Annotated in this window: 17 protein-coding genes, 1 tRNA gene and 1 pseudogene; 12 read left to right on the top strand and 7 right to left on the bottom strand. The window is 63.5% G+C overall.

All coding sequences use genetic code 11. From position 1 onward, the window contains the following. Nucleotide 1: 1 nt before the first annotated feature. Complete coding sequence (locus tag DY201_RS11445) at nucleotides 2–1126, bottom strand: DUF930 domain-containing protein (protein ID WP_115731301.1); 1125 nt, start codon at nucleotides 1124–1126, stop codon at nucleotides 2–4. 557 nt (nucleotides 1127–1683) lie between these two features. On the opposite strand from DY201_RS11445, the gene DY201_RS28715 reads away from it, so the two are divergent. Then, nucleotides 1684–2013: a hypothetical protein gene (locus DY201_RS28715; protein WP_131922261.1), complete on the top strand. Its 330-nt coding sequence runs from the start codon at nucleotides 1684–1686 to the stop codon at nucleotides 2011–2013. A 78-nt stretch (nucleotides 2014–2091) separates the two neighbouring features. Here the strand turns inward: DY201_RS28715 and DY201_RS11435 are convergent. After that, nucleotides 2092–2167, bottom strand: a tRNA-Ile gene (locus DY201_RS11435). 136 nt (nucleotides 2168–2303) lie between these two features. Between DY201_RS11435 and DY201_RS11430 the strand changes: the two genes are divergently transcribed. After that, nucleotides 2304–3017, top strand: a complete 714-nt coding sequence (locus DY201_RS11430; protein ID WP_115731300.1) for an SIMPL domain-containing protein — start codon at nucleotides 2304–2306, stop codon at nucleotides 3015–3017. Between the two features lie 215 nt (nucleotides 3018–3232). Here the strand turns inward: DY201_RS11430 and DY201_RS11425 are convergent, their stop codons facing one another. Next, nucleotides 3233–3637 (bottom strand): hypothetical protein, encoded by a 405-nt coding sequence (locus tag DY201_RS11425; protein WP_115731299.1) that lies wholly within the window; start codon nucleotides 3635–3637, stop codon nucleotides 3233–3235. A gap of 257 nt (nucleotides 3638–3894) precedes the next feature. Next, complete coding sequence (locus DY201_RS11420) at nucleotides 3895–4341, bottom strand: YcgN family cysteine cluster protein (RefSeq protein WP_067959912.1); 447 nt, start codon at nucleotides 4339–4341, stop codon at nucleotides 3895–3897. Nucleotides 4342–4543: 202 nt separating this feature from the next. Between DY201_RS11420 and DY201_RS11415 the strand changes: the two genes are divergently transcribed. The 5 genes from DY201_RS11415 to DY201_RS11395 all read left to right on the top strand — a co-directional run bounded on the left by DY201_RS11415 (nucleotide 4544) and on the right by DY201_RS11395 (nucleotide 9495). Further along, a complete protein-coding gene (locus tag DY201_RS11415; protein ID WP_115731298.1) occupies nucleotides 4544–6598 on the top strand; it encodes an OmpA family protein in 2055 nt (684 codons plus the stop codon). Nucleotides 6599–6905: 307 nt separating this feature from the next. Next, on the top strand, nucleotides 6906–7442 hold the full coding sequence (locus tag DY201_RS11410) for a TIGR00645 family protein (RefSeq protein ID WP_067959907.1): 537 nt from the start codon (nucleotides 6906–6908) through the stop codon (nucleotides 7440–7442). A 97-nt stretch (nucleotides 7443–7539) separates the two neighbouring features. Beyond that, on the top strand, nucleotides 7540–7812 hold the full coding sequence (locus tag DY201_RS11405; protein ID WP_115731297.1) for a hypothetical protein: 273 nt from the start codon (nucleotides 7540–7542) through the stop codon (nucleotides 7810–7812). Nucleotides 7813–8004: 192 nt separating this feature from the next. Continuing rightward, nucleotides 8005–8457, top strand: a complete 453-nt coding sequence (locus DY201_RS11400) for a PACE efflux transporter (RefSeq protein WP_115731296.1) — start codon at nucleotides 8005–8007, stop codon at nucleotides 8455–8457. A 513-nt stretch (nucleotides 8458–8970) separates the two neighbouring features. Then, complete coding sequence (locus tag DY201_RS11395) at nucleotides 8971–9495, top strand: hypothetical protein (RefSeq protein ID WP_245431971.1); 525 nt, start codon at nucleotides 8971–8973, stop codon at nucleotides 9493–9495. Nucleotides 9496–9585: 90 nt separating this feature from the next. On the opposite strand, the gene DY201_RS11390 is transcribed toward DY201_RS11395, so the two are convergent. Beyond that, on the bottom strand, nucleotides 9586–10011 hold the full coding sequence (locus DY201_RS11390; protein ID WP_115731294.1) for a VOC family protein: 426 nt from the start codon (nucleotides 10009–10011) through the stop codon (nucleotides 9586–9588). Between the two features lie 69 nt (nucleotides 10012–10080). On the opposite strand from DY201_RS11390, the gene DY201_RS11385 reads away from it, so the two are divergent. Beyond that, nucleotides 10081–10686 (top strand): TetR/AcrR family transcriptional regulator, encoded by a 606-nt coding sequence (locus DY201_RS11385; RefSeq protein ID WP_115731293.1) that lies wholly within the window; start codon nucleotides 10081–10083, stop codon nucleotides 10684–10686. A 3-nt stretch (nucleotides 10687–10689) separates the two neighbouring features. On the opposite strand, the gene DY201_RS11380 is transcribed toward DY201_RS11385, so the two are convergent. Next, nucleotides 10690–11625, bottom strand: coding sequence for a LysR family transcriptional regulator (locus DY201_RS11380; protein WP_115731292.1), 936 nt, complete (start codon nucleotides 11623–11625; stop codon nucleotides 10690–10692). Between the two features lie 111 nt (nucleotides 11626–11736). Here DY201_RS11380 and DY201_RS11375 point away from each other — a divergent pair. Together DY201_RS11375 and DY201_RS11370 are read left to right on the top strand one after the other, a co-directional pair. Further along, nucleotides 11737–12367: pseudogene (locus tag DY201_RS11375) on the top strand (FMN-dependent NADH-azoreductase). 391 nt (nucleotides 12368–12758) lie between these two features. Continuing rightward, nucleotides 12759–15245, top strand: a complete 2487-nt coding sequence (locus DY201_RS11370; protein ID WP_115731291.1) for a PIG-L family deacetylase — start codon at nucleotides 12759–12761, stop codon at nucleotides 15243–15245. Nucleotides 15246–15302: 57 nt separating this feature from the next. Here DY201_RS11370 and DY201_RS11365 read toward each other — a convergent pair whose 3' ends face one another. Further along, complete coding sequence (locus tag DY201_RS11365; protein WP_115731290.1) at nucleotides 15303–15761, bottom strand: Lrp/AsnC family transcriptional regulator; 459 nt, start codon at nucleotides 15759–15761, stop codon at nucleotides 15303–15305. A gap of 172 nt (nucleotides 15762–15933) precedes the next feature. Here DY201_RS11365 and DY201_RS11360 point away from each other — a divergent pair, with 172 nt between their 5' ends. Both DY201_RS11360 and DY201_RS11355 read left to right on the top strand, forming a co-directional pair. Further along, on the top strand, nucleotides 15934–16674 hold the full coding sequence (locus DY201_RS11360) for an AzlC family ABC transporter permease (RefSeq protein WP_115731289.1): 741 nt from the start codon (nucleotides 15934–15936) through the stop codon (nucleotides 16672–16674). Then, the gene (locus DY201_RS11355; RefSeq protein WP_115731288.1) at nucleotides 16671–16970 is read left to right on the top strand and encodes an AzlD family protein; all 300 of its coding nucleotides are present in this window, start codon (nucleotides 16671–16673) and stop codon (nucleotides 16968–16970) included. The genes DY201_RS11360 and DY201_RS11355 overlap by 4 nt, the downstream gene beginning before the upstream one ends. Nucleotides 16971–17090: the final 120 nt, after the last annotated feature.

Raw genomic sequence — 17090 nt, 5'->3', positions numbered from 1 at the left:
GCTAGTTGTTTGCAGGCAGGCCCAGGCGCGCCCACTCTTCGGGTGGGATCTTGGCTCCGACACGGAAGGACAGGGACCGGATTTCCGTCGCCTCGGTGTCGACCTCGCATCTAAAGCTCAGCGCGTGCCAAGCAGTCCGCGTACGGAAGGCGGCCTCCGGGACGTCAAGGACATTGCCCCGCTTCAGCGGAATGAGTGGCACCAGGTCGGGGGAGTAAGAGGCGTCGACCAATTTCTTCTGCAACGCACTGGCACAGAGGTTGGCGGCCCGCTTGTCGCGCGGCACGCCGGCCATCGAGGTCATGGTCAACGCATCGCCGGTAGCGCCTTGCGATCGGGGGTTTCTGACACCTGGCAATCCCGAAAAGGGCTGCGATGAGGCAACGCCGGCATTCCTTGAGTTTGGTGCCCGGGCGCTGCCGCTTGCGGATTTCGGAATCCTCGCGAGGCTGGGCTTCGACGCATTCGCCGGTCGGGGCTCCGGCGCCTTGGCCATGGCGGGCAGCGCGATCTCACCGTCATTGACGGCAGCGCCCAATGGCGCTGGTGCCGTGATTGCCGGCTTGTCGGCACCGTCCGCCAAGCCCTCCTGTTTGTCGGCCTCCTGCTTGCCCGTGTCCTGGTTCGAGGCCGCTTCGTTCTCCGCATCCTGGGCGGGTTCGGCGTCCTTTGCCGCCGCTGCCTGCGTCGCGGCGTCTTTGGCCGCATCCGGTTTCTCAGCAGGCGGCGTCGCTTCGGCGTCCTTCGTCGACGACGGCGCGGCGTTCTGAACGCTGCCTTCCTCCGGCGATTTTCCGGATCCGGCATCCTTGTCCCCGAACCGGAAAACAGGCTTCAGCACCTCGATTTGCGCCGGCCTGGGCGGCTGGCTGGCCGGCACCGGCTGTTGCTTCGGCGCCGCAGGCTTTTCGGGTTCGGCAGCCTTGGCGGGCGGTTGCGGCGCAGGTTGCGGCTTTGGCCGTTCCGGCGGAGGCACCAGAGTGACGTTTACCGTCTCCTCCTGCTGTTCAGGCAGCCGCGGCTGGCTGTATGCCACCAGGACAGCGACGAGGAGCCCATGCAGGATCAGCGATGTGGGCCAAGCCCACAGCAAATCCCGACGTCGGTTGCTTGTCTCATCCGCCATGCCGAGCGATGTGCAGTGAAATACTGGCCGTATCAAGCAAGATCGTCGGCATCGCGCAAAATAGCCTCTGGAGGCCGCGAGCAACGGAGCCGGTTGCAGAGCGCGTCGAATTCGCCGGTCGTTGGACCCAGGGCATGACCGTCTGCAATGCGAGAAGATGGGCGGCATGCGCCATTTCGGCGGAACCGCCGGCGAGCAGGTCAACTTCCGCCACAGCGTGGCGATGCGACCACCTCAAAATTCTGCAACCTGGTCGTCGACGCGCTGGAGCGTCTCGCAAGCCAAAAGGGGTGACCGGTCTGCAGGGCCAGCTTGGATCTGTCTGCTGGGGCCGTCGCCGGAGGTCTGCATCTAACGATTGCGCGGCTCGGCCGGCATTGCTCGGCGTGGGCCGCACGCTTCCGGCGCCGCCATGCGGCTCCAGCAGGATTCATGAGCCGACAAGCCTGGCGAGTGCGGAACAGTATTGTCGTTTGGCAGTTTTTGACCTGACACCTCTGAACCATTGGCACTGAATTCGATGCCATCTATAAGCCTCCCTCCATTGGGATGTTGGAATGACGCTTGAAGACATTTGTGAAGATTCCTCGCTGAGCCCGCAGCGCAAGCTCGAGCGGCTGCGCGCAATTGCGCGAGCTGGAACGATGCAGCGTTTTCAAGGGCCAGGATCAATCATCGACGTGGCAGGACGATCTTTCCCGGCTCTGCGTAATCATGCGAGATATCGAGAGACAGATCGCAAGCGTCAGCTCATAGCCCGACATTCACGCGAATCAATGCCCAGTGCGGCAGCCATCGTCGAACATCTGCGGCAGGTGTTCGAACAGGCCAACATTGGCCCGCGTCTCAAGCGAGGTCTGGGCGAAGTTCTTTCGCGCTACGCATGATCTTGTGAAGGAGGCGCGTGCTCCAGTGTGCACCTGCTGGTGCACACTCAAAAACGCAAAAGCAGAAAGAAAATGGTTTGGTGGGCCCGGAGGGACTCGAACCCCCAACCAAGCGGTTATGAGCCGCCGGCTCTAACCATTGAGCTACAGGCCCCACACGCGGGCTGGATAGTCAGTTTTGCGCGCTGGCACAAGCCATCTTCGCGCATCTGTTGCGCGCTGCCGCAATCCACCCATAATCCGCCCCTATCTGACACTCCCGAAGGGCTCAGGACAACGGAGATTATATTATGAATCGCAAATACATGGCGCTTGCACTTGCAGCAGCGCTGACGCTTCCTGCGGCTGCCGCCCGCGCCGACAACGAACCGTCGCCGCGCATCGTCGTGACGGGCGAAGGCGAAGCCTCGGTGGCGCCGGATTTGGCGCTCTTGTCGCTGTCGGTTATGCGCGAGGCCAAGACCGCGCGCGAGGCACTCGACGCCAACAACGACGCCATGGCCGCGGTGATCGCCGCGATGAAGGCAGCCGGCGTCGCCGACCGCGACCTGCAGACGGCCGGAATTCAGATCCAACCCCGCTATAACTACACCAACAAGCCGGACGGCTCGCAGGATGCCGAACTCGTCGCCTACCAGGTGATCAACACCCTGTCGGTGCGCGTTCGCGACATCGCCAAGACCGGCGAGATCCTCGACAAGGCCGTCTCTCTCGGCGTCAACCAGGGCGGCGGCATCAGCTTTACCAACGAGAAGCCGGAAGGTGTCATCACCGAGGCGCGCAAGCTTGCGGTTGCCGACGCTATCGCCAAGGCAAAGGTCCTGGCCGAGGCGGCAGGCGTCAAGGTCGGCAAGGTGCTCGAAATCACCGACCAGTCCTATGCCCCGCCGCCCATGCCGATGCAGGCCAAGTCGTTCGACCGCGCAGCCGGTGCCGCGCCTGTCGAGGCGGGCGAGAACGCCTACCGCGTCCAGGTCAACGTCACTTTTGAACTGAAGAACTGACGGGCGACCAAATCCGGAATAGCTCTGTCGCGGATGAAACGGCGCGGCAGAGCCCATCCAGATCGCGGGCAAGGCAGTTCGACAACGATCAGCCACTCAAGACAATGAAAAACCCCGGAGGCCAAGCCTCCGGGGTTTTGTTTGGAGCCACCGCCCTTCCCCGAGGGGAAAGGGGCTCCCGCTACTGCGATCGGACGTGTCCGACGCCTTTGAAGTTACCGGCGGACGACCGGGCAATTCGGGGCGCGGGCGAAGGTGATCGCGACGCGCTCGCCGTACTTGCGTCCGCTCACCGTGATCGAACGGCGGTTGACGTCGACGATTCGGGCGCGGCGCAGGCCCATGCGCTCGGCCTTGTCGACAGCGCGGTCAGGCGAGCAGGCGCGGTCCCAACGGCCGCCCGGGCGGCCCCAGCGGTTGTCGTGGCGATTGTCCCAGCGGCCGCCATTATCCCAGTTGCCGTTACGATTGTCGCGGTCCTGGACGTAGACGCCGACATTTGGCGAACCTTGGCCGAGATTGAGATAGAGGCCGTCGGCCTGGGCGGTCGCCGGAATGGCGGCCAGCGTGCTGAAACCGATGACGGCTGAAAGGGCCGCAGTCTTGATCTTGTCGAACATTGGGTCTTCTCCTTTGAACTCAGGGCGACAGGCCATTTCTGCCTGAGCGATGGGCAGACAATGCGCCTCCCAAGCTGAACCGTTTTCGAACCACGCATTCATTTTCGGTTCATGTATCAAATATTTGATTCTGCTAAGTATTTTTTACACACCGCAACACTGCGTGAGCCGTCGAGCAGATGGAAGACAGCCACCTGAAGGGCCTTGGCCGTCCACCTGAATGGCATTGAGCGTATTGTGTCGGGCGAGTTTGGCGCTTACGGCTCTTCGTCCAGCATGTGGTCGAAATAGTCTTCCGGCTCGGCCATATCGTCCTCGGAGGCGGTTAGCTTGCCGCGCACCGATACGCCGGCCTCGTGCACCGTCTCGCGGCTGCCCGAAACAAGATGGTGCCACCAATAGAGATCATGGCCCTCACCGACGAGGCGATAGGCGCATGTGCTGGGAAGCCAGGAAATCGTGCGCACGTTCTCAGGCGTCAGCCCGACACAGTCCGGCACGCGCGCAAGGCGATTGGCATAGTCGGCGCAGCGGCAGGTCGCGCCGTCGAACAGTCGGCAGCCGACGCTGGTCCAATAGATCTCGCCGGTATCCTCGTCCTCGAGCTTGGACAGGCAGCATTTGCCGCATCCGTCGCAGAGCTGTTCCCACTGGCTCGGACTCATCGCCTCCAGCGGCGTCGTTTTCCAATAGGCATCGTCCATGGCTGGCATTTGGCCCCGAAAGGGGGGCGCGTCAAGCCGCCCTTCTCATTCATCGCCAGTTCAGCGAAACCACGATATTGCCATGTTGCCGTCGGGCAATCGCCCCGATGCGATGCGACTGGCACGACAAGCGGAACCATTGACGGTTCCATCTGTTTGGGCCGGGACGGGACCGAACTTCACTTCGAGGAGATTTCCAACGATGAAACGCCAACCACGGATTCTCGCAGGCACGGCTATCGGCCTGTTCATGGCATCCGCGCCGTTGGGCGCCATGCCGTTGCCGAACGGCGCGCTGAACGAAGCGGGGGCTACGCTGCCGCTGATCCGCGTCCAGTCGGACTGCCAGGAAGGCGAATCGGCGGAAGCTTGTGCAGCGCGCCAGGGTGGTGGCCAGCAGGCCCCTGCCCCGGAGGCGCAGACGGAACCGGCCCCGCAGCCTGAGCCTCAGCCCGAACCGCAGCCACAGGCGGAACCCGCGCCGCAGCCGCAGCCAGCGCCGCAGGCCGAAGAACCAGCGCCCGAGCCACGCCGCAAGAAGCGCGAGGCGCCGGCGGAAGAACCTGCACCTCAGCAAGAGGTCGCACCGCAGGCTGAACCCGAGCCGCCGGCAGAGCCTCAGCCGCAGGCGGAAGAACCCACCCCCAAGCGCAAGAAGCGCGAGCCCGCTGCCGAACAGCAGCAGCCCCAGGCAGAACAGCCTGCCGCCGAACCGGAGGCAGCGCCTCAACCGGAACCACAGGCCGAAGAGCCGGCACCGAAGCGCAAGCCTAGGGACAAGGCCCCGGCTGCCGAAGAGCCGGCCCAGACGCCTGAGGTAGCACCGCAGCCCGAGGCCCAGCCCGAGCAGACGCCCCAGGCCGAAAAGCCTGCCGAGCAACCGGCGGAGAAGCCTGCAGAAGCGACCCCGGAACAGGTTCCCACCCCTGCTCCGGCGCCCGAAACCACCGCACCCGCAGGCGAAGCGCCAGCGCAGGGCGAACAGCCTGCCGCGCAGCAGCCTTCGACCGAGCAGCCCGCGACCGGCGAGCAACCGGCAACTGGTGAACAGCCGCAACAGCCCGCCCAACAGGGCGAAGCGCCTGCAAACCAGCCGCCGGTGAACCCCAACGAGGCGCCGATGCTTGACAGCCAGAAGGAAGCGCCACCCGCCGAGGCTGGTGGCCGGCAGCCGGCTGCCGAAGGCCAGCCCGCTCAGCCCGCACCCGAAGGCCAGACTGGCGAGCAGGCGGCACAGCCGGTACCGGTGCCCGTCGATCCGGGGCCGCCGCCGGTTGACGACAAGACGGCCACCGAGGCAGCCCAGCCTGTCGAGATCCAGGCCGTCACTGCCGAAAAGGGCACCCGCATCGAAAAGATGCCCGAGGTCGACCTGCGCCGCAGGCCGCGACCTGAAGGCAGTGAGTTCCTGCGCGAGATCGGCGATCGGGTGATCATCCAGATCAACAACCAGATCATCGTCGAGAGCAACGACCGGCCGCGTATCACGCGTGATGCGCAGGACGTCTATTACGAGGAACTGCCGCGCGGCCGTACTCGCGAGGTCATCGTTCGCGACAATGGCAACCAGATCATCACCATCCGCAACCGATATGGCGACATCGTGCAGCGCTCGCGCATCACCCCCGATGGCCGCGAATATGTGCTGAGCTATGTCGACGACCAGTATTACGAGGGTATGGACGAATGGCGCGATCCGGGTCTCGACCTGCCGCCGCTGCAGCTCAATATTCCGCGCAACGAGTACATTCTCGACGCGCAATATGTCGAGGATGACGACGCCTATTACGACTTCCTCGAGCGTCCTCCGGTGGAGCGCGTCAAGCGCCTCTACTCAGTCGACGAGGTCAAGCGTTCGGCCCGTGTCCGCGACATCGCCCGGCGCGTCGACCTCGACACACTGAGCTTCGAGTTCGGCTCAGCCTCGATCCCCGAGAGCGAAATCGCCAAGCTCGAGGGCGTCGCCAATGCGATGGAGAAGCTGCTCAAGAAGAACCCGGCCGAAACCTTCCTGATCGAAGGACACACCGACGCCGTGGGTTCCGATGTCGCCAACCTGGCGCTCTCGGATCGCCGCGCCGAGGCTGTGGCGGATGCGCTGACCAATGTCTTCGGCATCCAGCCGGAGAACCTGTCGACACAGGGCTATGGCGAGCGCTACCTCAAGGTGAAGTCGCAGAAGCCCGAGCGAGAAAACCGCCGAGTCGCGATCCGCCGGATCACCCCGCTGGTGGCGCCGATCGCCAGCGCCAACTAACATCTGAAGACGCTGAAACAAGGCCCGCCCCGCGTATTGCGGGGCGGGTTTTTGCTTGATCCCACGCCCTTTTTGGCCACGGAATCGCCGGTAACAATCACGCGATCACCCGGCTTTGGCCATTGAATCGCTGGATTTTGATGCCACTTTGTGGGTGACGTGGTTCCCTGCCCCGTCTCATCTCCGGCGTTTCAGGAGATCAGGCCCGGCCGAATCCCCCCTCCAGCGGCCGGGCCTTGTTTTATCCCCGAAGCTGTTGCATTCGTCGGCACCGCCTCAGTTTCCAATCGCAAATTTCGGACGTCTCATGAAACGCCTCGAACACGCTGTCGAATCCATCATCCTCGCCTCACGCTGGCTGCTCGTGGTGTTCTACCTCGGCCTCGCCGTGGCGCTCGGCATCTACGCGCTGTCCTTCGTCAAGAAGCTCTACGAATTCGTCATGAAGGTGATGGTGCTCGACGACACCGACACCATCCTCAAGGTGCTCGGCCTGATCGACGCGGCCCTTGTCGCCTCTCTGGTGGTGATGGTGATCATCTCCGGCTATGAGAACTTCGTCAGCCGCTTCGACAACCATGACGGCGAGGTCCACTGGCTCGGCACCATCGACATCAGCTCGCTCAAGATCAAGGTTGCCTCGACCATCGTCGCGATCTCGTCGATCCACCTGCTGCAGGTGTTCCTCAACGCCCAGCAATACACCTCCGACCAGCTGATGTGGCTGACCATCATCCATCTGGCATTCGTCCTGTCGGCGCTGCTGCTCGCCTATATCGACCGCCTGACCGGCCTCTCCAAGGGCGACAAGAAGGCCGCAGGCGAGGACGGACCCAGCCTCTAGAACGGAAAGCCGGCCGGAATCATTTTCTCAACGGCGCCGGCCAAGCCGCTGGATTGACTGCGTTTCGGCTACCGCCGATTGACAAGGCTGAACCGAGGTGCTGCACAAGCACCTCGGTTTTTCCATTTCGCGGGAGGCTCTGCTGCGCCTGTTGGGATACGCACTGCTCGTCCTGGGCGTACTGGTCTGCCTGGCGACCATTGGCGGCTGGGTCTGGCTGAACGCCTATGGCTGCGGCACCGGCTGCAATGATTTCCGGCTGCGGTGGAAGGACACCGAGGCGCTGGCCGTATTCATACCGCCCTTCATTGCCGGCTCCGTGCTGACACTGGCCGGCGCCGGCACGATCCTTTCCCATCGCAGGAAGTAGCCGGACAATACCGGCGCCGCGCGGGACGGCAGTTACAGGCCTGCAATCATCTTTGCCCCTGGCACCATCGAACAACCGACCATGGCAGTACTGCACATCTGGCACGGTTCTTAATCTTGTCTCCGAAGCGAGGACCATCTCCCCCATCTGGGACGCTTTTTTCGGAACGGGCCGAAATCCCACGGGGCTAATATGCGCACCACTCTTGATCGTGTTCGCCACGCCATCAGCTTCGAACTGATCGGGCTGGCGCTCGTCACGCCGCTTGGCGCCTGGGCTTTCCATATGCCCATGGGCGACATCGGCGCCGTCGCCATCGTCAGCGCGACGATCGCAACGATCTGGAACTACCTGTTCAATCTCGGCTTCGACCACCTGCTTCTGGCGATAAGAGGCAGCGTCAAGAAATCGCTTAAGGTGCGTGTCGCTCACGCCGTCCTGTTCGAGGTCGGGCTTCTCGCTGTCCTGATGCCGTTCATCGCCTGGTATCTCGGCGTCAGCCTCCTCCAGGCGCTGCTGATGGATGCCTCTTTTGCGCTGTTCTACATGGCCTACGCGTTCGTCTTCAACCTGGCCTACGACCGCGTCTATCCGGTTCAGGAGCGTCCGGGCGCGCTGCCATCGTGGTCTCAGCCGGGGCAATAGAACCAGAATGCTCGAGCAAGCTGAACCCCCAGCTGTACGGGTCCGCCTCAAATGGCTTGCCGAAGGCCCACAACCAACGAGTGGGATCTATTCGACCCCCGCAAAGTTTGAGGAAGACTTGGACTGGCCATCAGGAGTGACTTGGAGTGTCGTCCTGGAGTTCGACAGGGGCAATGTGAGCGCACATTTCTTATCTCCGGAGGCGCCGCACCAGCGGCTTCACGCCGGGCGCCGGTTCGAAATATACGAGGGTATCAAGCGAACGGCGCTGGTAGAGGTATTGGCACAACCTTAGTCATTGCTGAGCAGTGTTTGCATCCACTGCTCGCCACAGCCCGCTGGCGGAGGCAGGCAATCGCCGGCAGCAGCTTCGAGCACTTAGAGACATTTGCTTGCCCCAAGGTCATCTTGTCTGACCCAGACACGGAAACTTTCTTCAAATCGCCGCATTCATCTTGCGTTCAAGCCATGCCCGCTAAGGTCGAGGCCTCCAACGATTCGAGGACATCTATCGTGTCAATCGCCCAAACCCTTACGATGCGGACTGCCTTCGCATCGATCTGCATCGCCGGACTGGCGGCAACCGTGTCTGCATTCACCCCCACCCCCGCAGAGGCTCAACGGCTGACCCGCTGCGCATCGGAAGGCGGCACCTGCCGCCTGCCTTATCCCGCCGAAGTCGTCTACGGCGCGCAAGGCAGGACCACCTCGCGCTTCATCGATGCTCCCGCTGTCCGCTGCTCGAACCGCAGCTTCGGCGACCCGGCGCCCGGCATGCGCAAGGAATGCTACATCGTCGAGCGAGGCCGCCGCGGCGGCGACTATGGCAACGGCGGCTACGGCGAACCGCGCCGCAAGCGCTGGGTGGCCTGCGCCAACGAGAACGAGTATTGCGACTTCTACGGCCGCAAGCGGGTGCGCTACGGCACGATGACGCAGTTCGAGGAAGGTGTGTTCCGTGACGGCGTCGACTGTGACAACGAGAACTTCGGCGATCCGGCGCCAGGCGTCCGCAAGCGCTGCTACATCCAGGACTGACCTGCCGACCGGGTTTGAAGCCGATATCGGTAAAATGACGGAGGCGCCTCGCGGCGCCTCCGTTTTCGTTTGCGTCAGGTTTCGTTTGCGTCAGGCGCCAACCGTATCCGGCACATACAGTGCCAGAAACTCGGGGCTCGGCGGGATCGGGGTGATGACGTCGATCAGCACGCCATTGGGGTCCCTGGTGATGAAGTGGCGCTGCCCGAAGTCTTCGTCGCGCAGCGAACGCAGGATCGGTAGCCCTTCCGCGACGAGCCGCGCATGCACGGCGTCGACATCCTTGACCTCGAAATTGATCAGCAGGCCAGCGACCTGCCCGCGCCCCTCTTCGGGGATCGTCTCGTGGTCGCCCTGGACGATGGCGAGATTGACGTCCCTGTCTTCTGCCGACCGCAGATGGACATACCAGCCGGCGTCAAACTGTGACTCGAAGCGGAAGTGCTTGACGTAGAAAGCGGCGGTGCCGGCGACGTCGCCGGTCATGATCACGGGATAGTAGCTGGTCGTTTTCATGGCTTTCCTTCTTTCCTCAATCAACATACAGTCTGCATGTAAATGCGAATTAACATACAGGCTGCATGTATGCAAGTGAAAAACGAGCGCCGTTCCAACCGTGACCGCACCGAGGCGACGCGCGGCGACCTGATCGCTGCCGCGCGCAGGCTGTTCACCGAAAAATCCTATGCCGAAACCGGCACGCCGGAGATCGTGGCTGCGGCCGGCGTCACGCGCGGCGCGCTCTATCACCACTTCAGCGACAAACAGGCGCTGTTTGCGGCGGTCGTCGAGCAGGAGGCGCATGCGGTTGCCGAAGAGATCGAACGCGCGGCACCCGTCTCCCTTGGCGCCCGCGAAGCGCTTCTTGTCGGTACCGAAGCCTATCTCCGGGCGATGCAGATGCCGGGACGGACGCGGCTTTTGCTGCTCGACGGACCCGCGGTGCTCGGCCGTCCCGGCATGGACGCCATCGATGATCGCCACGGCAACCGCACGCTGCGCGAGGGCCTGGCAGCGACGATGCGTGCCGGCGCCATGCGCAAGCTGCCGCTCGCACCGCTTACCAGCCTGCTCGCCGCCACCTTCGACCGCGCCGCACTGGCGATCGATGCGGGTGCCGCCTTTGCCGACCAGGTCGAGGTCATCTCTGCCCTGATCGACGGCCTGATGACGCCTGACCAGCGCTCCTGACGCTCACGCCATGCCGGTCGTTGTCCGGCGATGCGGCTCGAACTCGTTGAAACAGCCGAGCTCGCGCTTGAACTGCTCGATCAGCCAGGCCGCAGCCGGCTTTGGTGCGCGGTCGGCGCGGTGCATGGCAAACAGTGGCGAGCGCTGCTCGCTGCAGGGCTCGAGGTTGAGCTCCACCAGGCGGCCCGTTGCCAGATCGTCGGCGATCAGCCAGCGGGGCAGACCGCCCCAGCCGAGCCCCTCACGCATAAGGGCGTGTTTGGTACGCATGTCGGTCAGCCGCCAGGTGCGATAGGCGAACACGCCGAAATCGCGTCCGCGCGTCCGCTCCGACTGGTCTGACACAACGAGCTGGATGTGCTCACGCATCTCTTCCAGCGGCACCGGACCGGAAAACTGTGCCAGCGGATGATCGGGGGCGGCTGCCGGCACCATGGACATGAAGCCAAGGGGAACGAGCTGCACCTCGGCCTCGCCCGTTATGCTGCCAACCCCGAGATCGGCCTGCCCGGTCATGACCTGATCGATGATCAGCCCGAGCGAACCGACGTGCAGGCGCAGCGCTACGGTCGGAAACCGCTCCTCTAGTGCCTTCAGCACCGGGACCAGCACCGGCGACGGCAAGGCAACTTCAACCGACATCGCGACTTCCGCCTCAAGCCCTTGCTGGTGGCCGCTGGCCCGCGAGCGTATCCGCTGCAGCACGCCGATCATGCGCCGGGCGTCTTCCAGCATCGTCTTGCCGACGTCGGTCAGCTGCGGCTCGCGGGTACCTTCGCGCTCGAACAGCTTGAGGCCCAACTGTGCCTCGAGATTGGCGATGGCATAGCTGATGACCGACTGCGCGCGATTGAGCTTGCGGCCGGCGGCGGAAAAACTTCCGGTTTCAGCCACGACAACAAAGACCTGGAGTTGGTCGAGAGTGGGATTGGGCTGCATCTATCCATCCATATTATGGATGGATCGTATAGATAATATGCCAGTTTTTCAAATGGGTCGACCAGGCCATATTCATTGCACCGAACACCCCCACCCCCCGGAGAAACCGCAATGTCCGTCCTGCTTGTCACGTCCAGCCCGCGCGGTGCCGCCTCGCATTCCACCCGCATCGCCACCGAATTCGCCCAGAAGTTGGTCGCCGCCGATCCCAGAGCTCGTCGTCCGCGACCTCGTCGTCAACCCGCTGCCGCATATTGATGCCGACTATGCCACCGGCATCTACACGCCTGCCGAAGACCGGACCCAGCGCCAGGCCGAGGTGGTCGGGGTTTCCGACGCCGTGCTCGACGAGCTTTTCGCCGCCAACACCGTCATCCTCGCCACCGGCTTCATCAACTTCAACATCTCGTCGACGCTGAAGTCCTGGGTCGATCACGTCGCCCGCTCTGGCAAGACCTTCGCCTATGGCGAAAATGGCCCCGCGGGCCTTGTCACCGGCAAGAAGGTTTACATCGTGCTCGCCTCGGGCGGCATCTATTCCGAAGGTGCAGCAGTCCAGATGGACCATGCCATCCCCTATCTGCGCAGCGTGCTCGGCTTCATCGGCATGACCGATGTGGAGGTTATCCGCATCGAGGGCGTCGGCATGGGCCCGGACGCGGTCACAGCGGCACTCGCCAAGGCAACGGCGAAGGTCGACGCGCTGGTTGCAGCTAGCGTTCAGACGGCCATTGCCGCATAGCGCCGCCACGATCGCCACGACTGTCATTGGGGGACGCCGCCAGACGTCCCCCAATTGATTCTCTGATGGGGGCAGCGCCATTTCCACGCGCCCCTTTGAGCCAGTTGTCTTTTGATGCCGGACCAGCATCCGTCGTCACTGCCGAGGGCACGGCACGAAGCATGCCGCAGCAGCAGAAAACAACGCCGCTGCAGGCCCGGATGACATGACATGTCCTCGCTCCCGTCTCCTTCTCACCTTAGGTAAGCACCCTCTCAATTATATAAACTTACTTGAGTTATTTTATCTTGCTGGCCATAGTCTGCATTGCTGACCCCATTGGCCAGCGGAGGCGCCCACGGGAGGGGAGCTGCCACCTCTAGGCGCCGCCTGATTACGAGAGGAGATTTCCATGTCCACGATGACCCGGCGATTGTTCATCGCCTCGCTGCCGCCCGCCCTTCTGGCCATGCGCACTGCCGCACACGCCGCGCCCGCCACCGACCTCGAGCTGATCGCCCGACAGAAGCTGGAGCCGGCAATCGTGACCTTGCACCGCCGCCTCGAGCGACTGACCTCGACGCTCACTTTCATGACGACAGGCGCCCATCCGGACGACGAGCCGAGCGGCCTGCTTGCCGCCCTGCGCCACGTCTACGGCATCCGCCCCGTGCTCTATTGCATCACCCGCGGCGAAGGCGGCCAGAACAACATCGGTGCCGAGCGCGGCTCGGTGCTCGGCGTGCTGCGCACCCGCGAGATGCAGGAAGCCTCACGCTCGCTCGACGCCTCGCTCGCCTTCGGTGGCCGCGGCCATTCCGATTCGGTGCACGATTTCGGCTTCTCCAAGGACCCTAACGCCACCATCGATCGCTGGGGTCGTGATCGTGTCGTCGAGCGCATGACCTGGGCTTTCCGCCAGTACAAGCCCGACATCGTCATGAACTGCTTCCTCGACGTGCCGGGCCAGCACGGCCAGCACCGCGCCGCCGTGGTTGCCACCTTCGTCACCGCCGACATTTCGGGCGACGCCAAGGAATATCCGGACCAGATCGCCTCCGGCCTGGACCCGTGGAACGTGCCCAAGATCTATTCGCCGGCCTATGGCGGCGGCGGCGGCGTCTATGACGACGAAACACCTCCGCCGCCCACCACGCTGACGGTCACCGCACCCGAACGCGACAAGATCTCCGGCGCCACTTTCCCGCAGATGGGCGAGTGGTCGCGCTCCTGCCACCTGACCCAGGGCATGGGCAAGTGGCGCGTGGAGCCGCAGACCGAATGGCAGCTGCATCTTGCCCGTGTCGCCAAGGGCGAGCCGGCCAAAAGCGAAAACGACATCCGCGAGGGCCTGATCGCCACCGTCGGCGACATTGCCAGGCTCGACGGCATGCCGGCCTCTTCGGCCGACGCGCTGCGCAACGCGCAGGGTCTGATCGACGAGGCCATCGCCGACTATGGCGATCCGGTCGTGGTGGTCTCCAAGGCGGTCGAAATCGCCAAGGCCATCGCCGAAGCGCGCAAGCAGCTGCCGCAGGAGCTGCGCGCTCAGGTTGCCCACCGTCTCGAACGCAAGGCGCGCGAAATCGACCTCGTTCTGGCAACCGCCGCCGGCATGCATGTCAGAGCCTTCACCGATGGCGAAGACCTCAAGCCAGGCGACAGCATCACCATCAAGACCTTGGTAGAAGCGCCTGAAAACGTTGTCGTCGAATCGGCGGAGATCATTGCCCGCAAAGGCCTGACGGCGAGCAACGACCAGCTCTTGGTGGCAGCCGACGCAGAGCTCACCAACCCGCTGACCGAGCAGTTCGACCCGCTCGGCGGCAATGGCGATGCCTTCGTGCGCCTCACCGCTAAGATCGGCGGCCATTCGGCGGTGCTCGACGTCGATCTCGAAGACGCACTCAGGGTCGTACCTGCGGCATCCCTGGAGCTCAAGCCCGATGCAGTGGTGTTCAACACCGCAGCTGACCTGGCGCCTGTCGCCATGACCGCCACCGTCACCAACGCCAAGGTTGGGGACCTCAAGATCGACCTGCCCGAGGGCTGGGCGCTGAACCCGTCGGGCGAAGCGTCTGATGTGTCAGGCACGTTCGAACTGCAGCCACCGGCAAAGCCCGGCGAAACGCGCTTTGCCATCGAGCCTCAGCTGCTCGGCAAGGACGCCTATGCCATCAACACCTTCACCTACCCGCATATCGGCCGCTCGGTCGTGCCGACCAGGGTCTCGGTGCCGGTGCAGACGGTCGGCGCCGAACTGACCGGTCTGAAGGTCGGCTACATCAGCGGCGGCAACGACAAGGTCGGGCTCTGGATGAAGCGGCTCGGTATCGACGTCGTCGAACTCAGCCCTGCCGATGTCGAACAGGGCAGCTATCGCGACCTCAAGACCATCGTTGTCGGCATCTTCGCTTTCGGCAAGCGCAAGGATTTGGTCAAGGCCGTGCCCGAACTGCACAAATGGGTGCAGGATGGCGGCCATCTCGTCACGCTCTACCACCGCCCCAGCGATGGCTGGGATGCAGAGAAGGTGCCGCCGCTGTTCCTCAAGATCGGCTCGCCCTCGATCCGCTACCGTGTCACCGACGCAGCATCCGAGGTCGATATCCTCGAGCCACAACACCCGCTGCTCAACAAGCCGAACAAGATCGGGCCGGACGACTGGGCCAACTGGGACAAGGAGCGCGGCCTCTACTTCGCCTCCGAATGGGACCAGGCCTACAAGCCGCTGCTGGCGATGAGCGACAAGGGCGAGGACAAGCTGCAAGGTTCGCTGCTGTCGGCCGAGATCGGCAAGGGTCGCCACACCCACACCTCGCTCGTGTTGCATCACCAGCTCGACAAGCTGGTGCCGGGCGCCTTCCGCCTGCTGGCCAATCTGGTCCAGCCAGCCTGACCCACGCAAGAGGCCCCGGCGACAGCCGGGGCCTTTTCTCCATTGCCGGCATTCCGGCTAGAGCGGCATTTCCGATGTCTGCTTGATCGTCTGGCTCGGCACGTCCGTCTTGACGTTTTGCACGCCCTTGATGCGGCTGAGATGCTCGGACTGGAAGCGCCGATAGGCATCGATGTTGGCCGCAACGACCCGCACCATCGCGTCGCAGTCGCCGAGCATCAGGTAGCATTCCAGCACCTCCGGCAGCTTCACCACCTCGGCCGCGAAATGCTCGATCGTGTCCTCGTCCTGTGCCTTCAGCCAGATCCGCGTGAAAAAGGTCTGCCCCTTGCCGATCTTGGCCGGATTGAGCATCGCGACGTAGCGGTCGATGACGCCGGCCTCCTCCAGAAGCTTGACACGCCTGAGACAGGGCGACGGCGACAGCCCGACTTCGCGTGCCAGATCGTTGTTCGCCATCCGGCCATCGCGCTGCAACGCGCGCAGGATGCGTTTGTCGATGTCATCAAGCTTCATTGGCTCAGGATTCCAATTTTTCTCTCACATGACGCATCGGATGCCATCCAGATGTCATAATCAACAATCTTCGCAAGAAAATTGCGCCTGCGCTGGACTAAGCTGCGGTTCGACACCATCAGTTCGAACCATTTGGGAAAGCGCGCACCTCAGGGCACGCGAGGATGATTTCATGAGTATTTCGCAGGAAGCACTGTCCGACCGGACCGAAGGCGGCATCGGCTCCGAGTTCTGGCGCGGCATGCGCTCATGCACACCGGTGCTGCTCGGCATCGTGCCCTACGCGTTGGTGCTTGGCGCCCAGGCGGCGCAGAAGGGGCTGAGCCCAGTCGAGGTACCGTTGATGACCGGGCTGAACTTCGCCGGCGGCTCGGAATTCGCCGCGATCCAACTGTGGACATCGCCGCCGCATGTACTGCTCATCGCCGCCATCACCTTGCTGGTCAACAGCCGTCATCTTTTGATGGGAGCAGCCCTTGCACCGTTCCTGCGTCACCTCCCCAGGCGCAAGGTTTTTCCGGCACTCTTCCTGATGTGCGACGAGAGCTGGGCGCTCGGTCTCGCCGACGCCAGGAGGCGGGCGTCGGAAGGCATCGGCCCGGCCTTCAGCCTGCCCTACTACGCCGGCGCCTCGATCCCCTTCTACCTCGCCTGGGTCATCTTCACTGGCCTTGGCGGTGCACTCGGCCCGGTACTCGGCGACGTCGAGGCCTATGGCTTCGACATGGCCTTCCCGGCCGTGTTCCTGGTGCTGCTTGCCGGCATGTGGAATGGCGTTGCCGCTGCGAGACCTTGGCTTGTCAGCCTGGTCGTTGCCGCACTCTCCCATCTGCTCGTCCCTGGTGCCTGGTATGTAGCTGCCGGTGCATTATCCGGCCTCGTCGCGGCCTATTTCGTTGCAGGTGATGCATGATCGACCCGATCAACCTTCTCGCCATCGTGCTCATGGCCTCAGCTACCTACCTCACCCGCATCGGCGGTTATGTCATGCTGCGCAACCGGACGCTCAGCCCGCGCGCCACAGCCGTGATGGAGGCAGCGCCCGGCTGCGTGCTGATCTCGGTCATCGCGCCCGATTTCGTCTCTGACAATCCGGCCGACCTTGCGGCACTCGCGATCACCGTGCTTGCGGCGACGCGGCTGTCGATGCTGCCGACCGTCATCGTCGGCATCGCGTCGGCCGGCGTGCTGCGCCACCTGCTCGGCTAGGATGGCGGGTTTTATCTTTGCGCCGCCGATGCCTGTGACATCGGCGGCCCTTGCGCGCCAAGGTGCGGAATGCTTTACGGGCGGTCTCTTTACGGGCGCAACCGCTGGCGTGGTGACCCG

The organism is Aminobacter aminovorans (assembly GCF_900445235.1).
In the GTDB taxonomy this organism is placed as follows: domain Bacteria; phylum Pseudomonadota; class Alphaproteobacteria; order Rhizobiales; family Rhizobiaceae; genus Aminobacter; species Aminobacter aminovorans.
This window is presented reverse-complemented; position numbering and strand designations above follow the sequence as displayed.

Bases quoted from the DNA above. Each gene is read 5' to 3' on its own strand.
- DY201_RS11445 (WP_115731301.1), bottom strand. From the start codon at position 1,126: ATGGCGGATGAGACAAGCAACCGACGTCGGGATTTGCTGTGGGCTTGG.
- DY201_RS28715 (WP_131922261.1), top strand. From the start codon at position 1,684: ATGACGCTTGAAGACATTTGTGAAGATTCCTCGCTGAGCCCGCAGCGC.
- DY201_RS11430 (WP_115731300.1), top strand. From the start codon at position 2,304: ATGAATCGCAAATACATGGCGCTTGCACTTGCAGCAGCGCTGACGCTT.
- DY201_RS11425 (WP_115731299.1), bottom strand. From the start codon at position 3,637: ATGTTCGACAAGATCAAGACTGCGGCCCTTTCAGCCGTCATCGGTTTC.
- DY201_RS11420 (WP_067959912.1), bottom strand. From the start codon at position 4,341: ATGGACGATGCCTATTGGAAAACGACGCCGCTGGAGGCGATGAGTCCG.
- DY201_RS11415 (WP_115731298.1), top strand. From the start codon at position 4,544: ATGAAACGCCAACCACGGATTCTCGCAGGCACGGCTATCGGCCTGTTC.
- DY201_RS11410 (WP_067959907.1), top strand. From the start codon at position 6,906: ATGAAACGCCTCGAACACGCTGTCGAATCCATCATCCTCGCCTCACGC.
- DY201_RS11400 (WP_115731296.1), top strand. From the start codon at position 8,005: ATGCGCACCACTCTTGATCGTGTTCGCCACGCCATCAGCTTCGAACTG.
- DY201_RS11390 (WP_115731294.1), bottom strand. From the start codon at position 10,011: ATGAAAACGACCAGCTACTATCCCGTGATCATGACCGGCGACGTCGCC.
- DY201_RS11385 (WP_115731293.1), top strand. From the start codon at position 10,081: ATGCAAGTGAAAAACGAGCGCCGTTCCAACCGTGACCGCACCGAGGCG.
- DY201_RS11380 (WP_115731292.1), bottom strand. From the start codon at position 11,625: ATGCAGCCCAATCCCACTCTCGACCAACTCCAGGTCTTTGTTGTCGTG.
- DY201_RS11370 (WP_115731291.1), top strand. From the start codon at position 12,759: ATGTCCACGATGACCCGGCGATTGTTCATCGCCTCGCTGCCGCCCGCC.
- DY201_RS11365 (WP_115731290.1), bottom strand. From the start codon at position 15,761: ATGAAGCTTGATGACATCGACAAACGCATCCTGCGCGCGTTGCAGCGC.
- DY201_RS11360 (WP_115731289.1), top strand. From the start codon at position 15,934: ATGAGTATTTCGCAGGAAGCACTGTCCGACCGGACCGAAGGCGGCATC.
- DY201_RS11355 (WP_115731288.1), top strand. From the start codon at position 16,671: ATGATCGACCCGATCAACCTTCTCGCCATCGTGCTCATGGCCTCAGCT.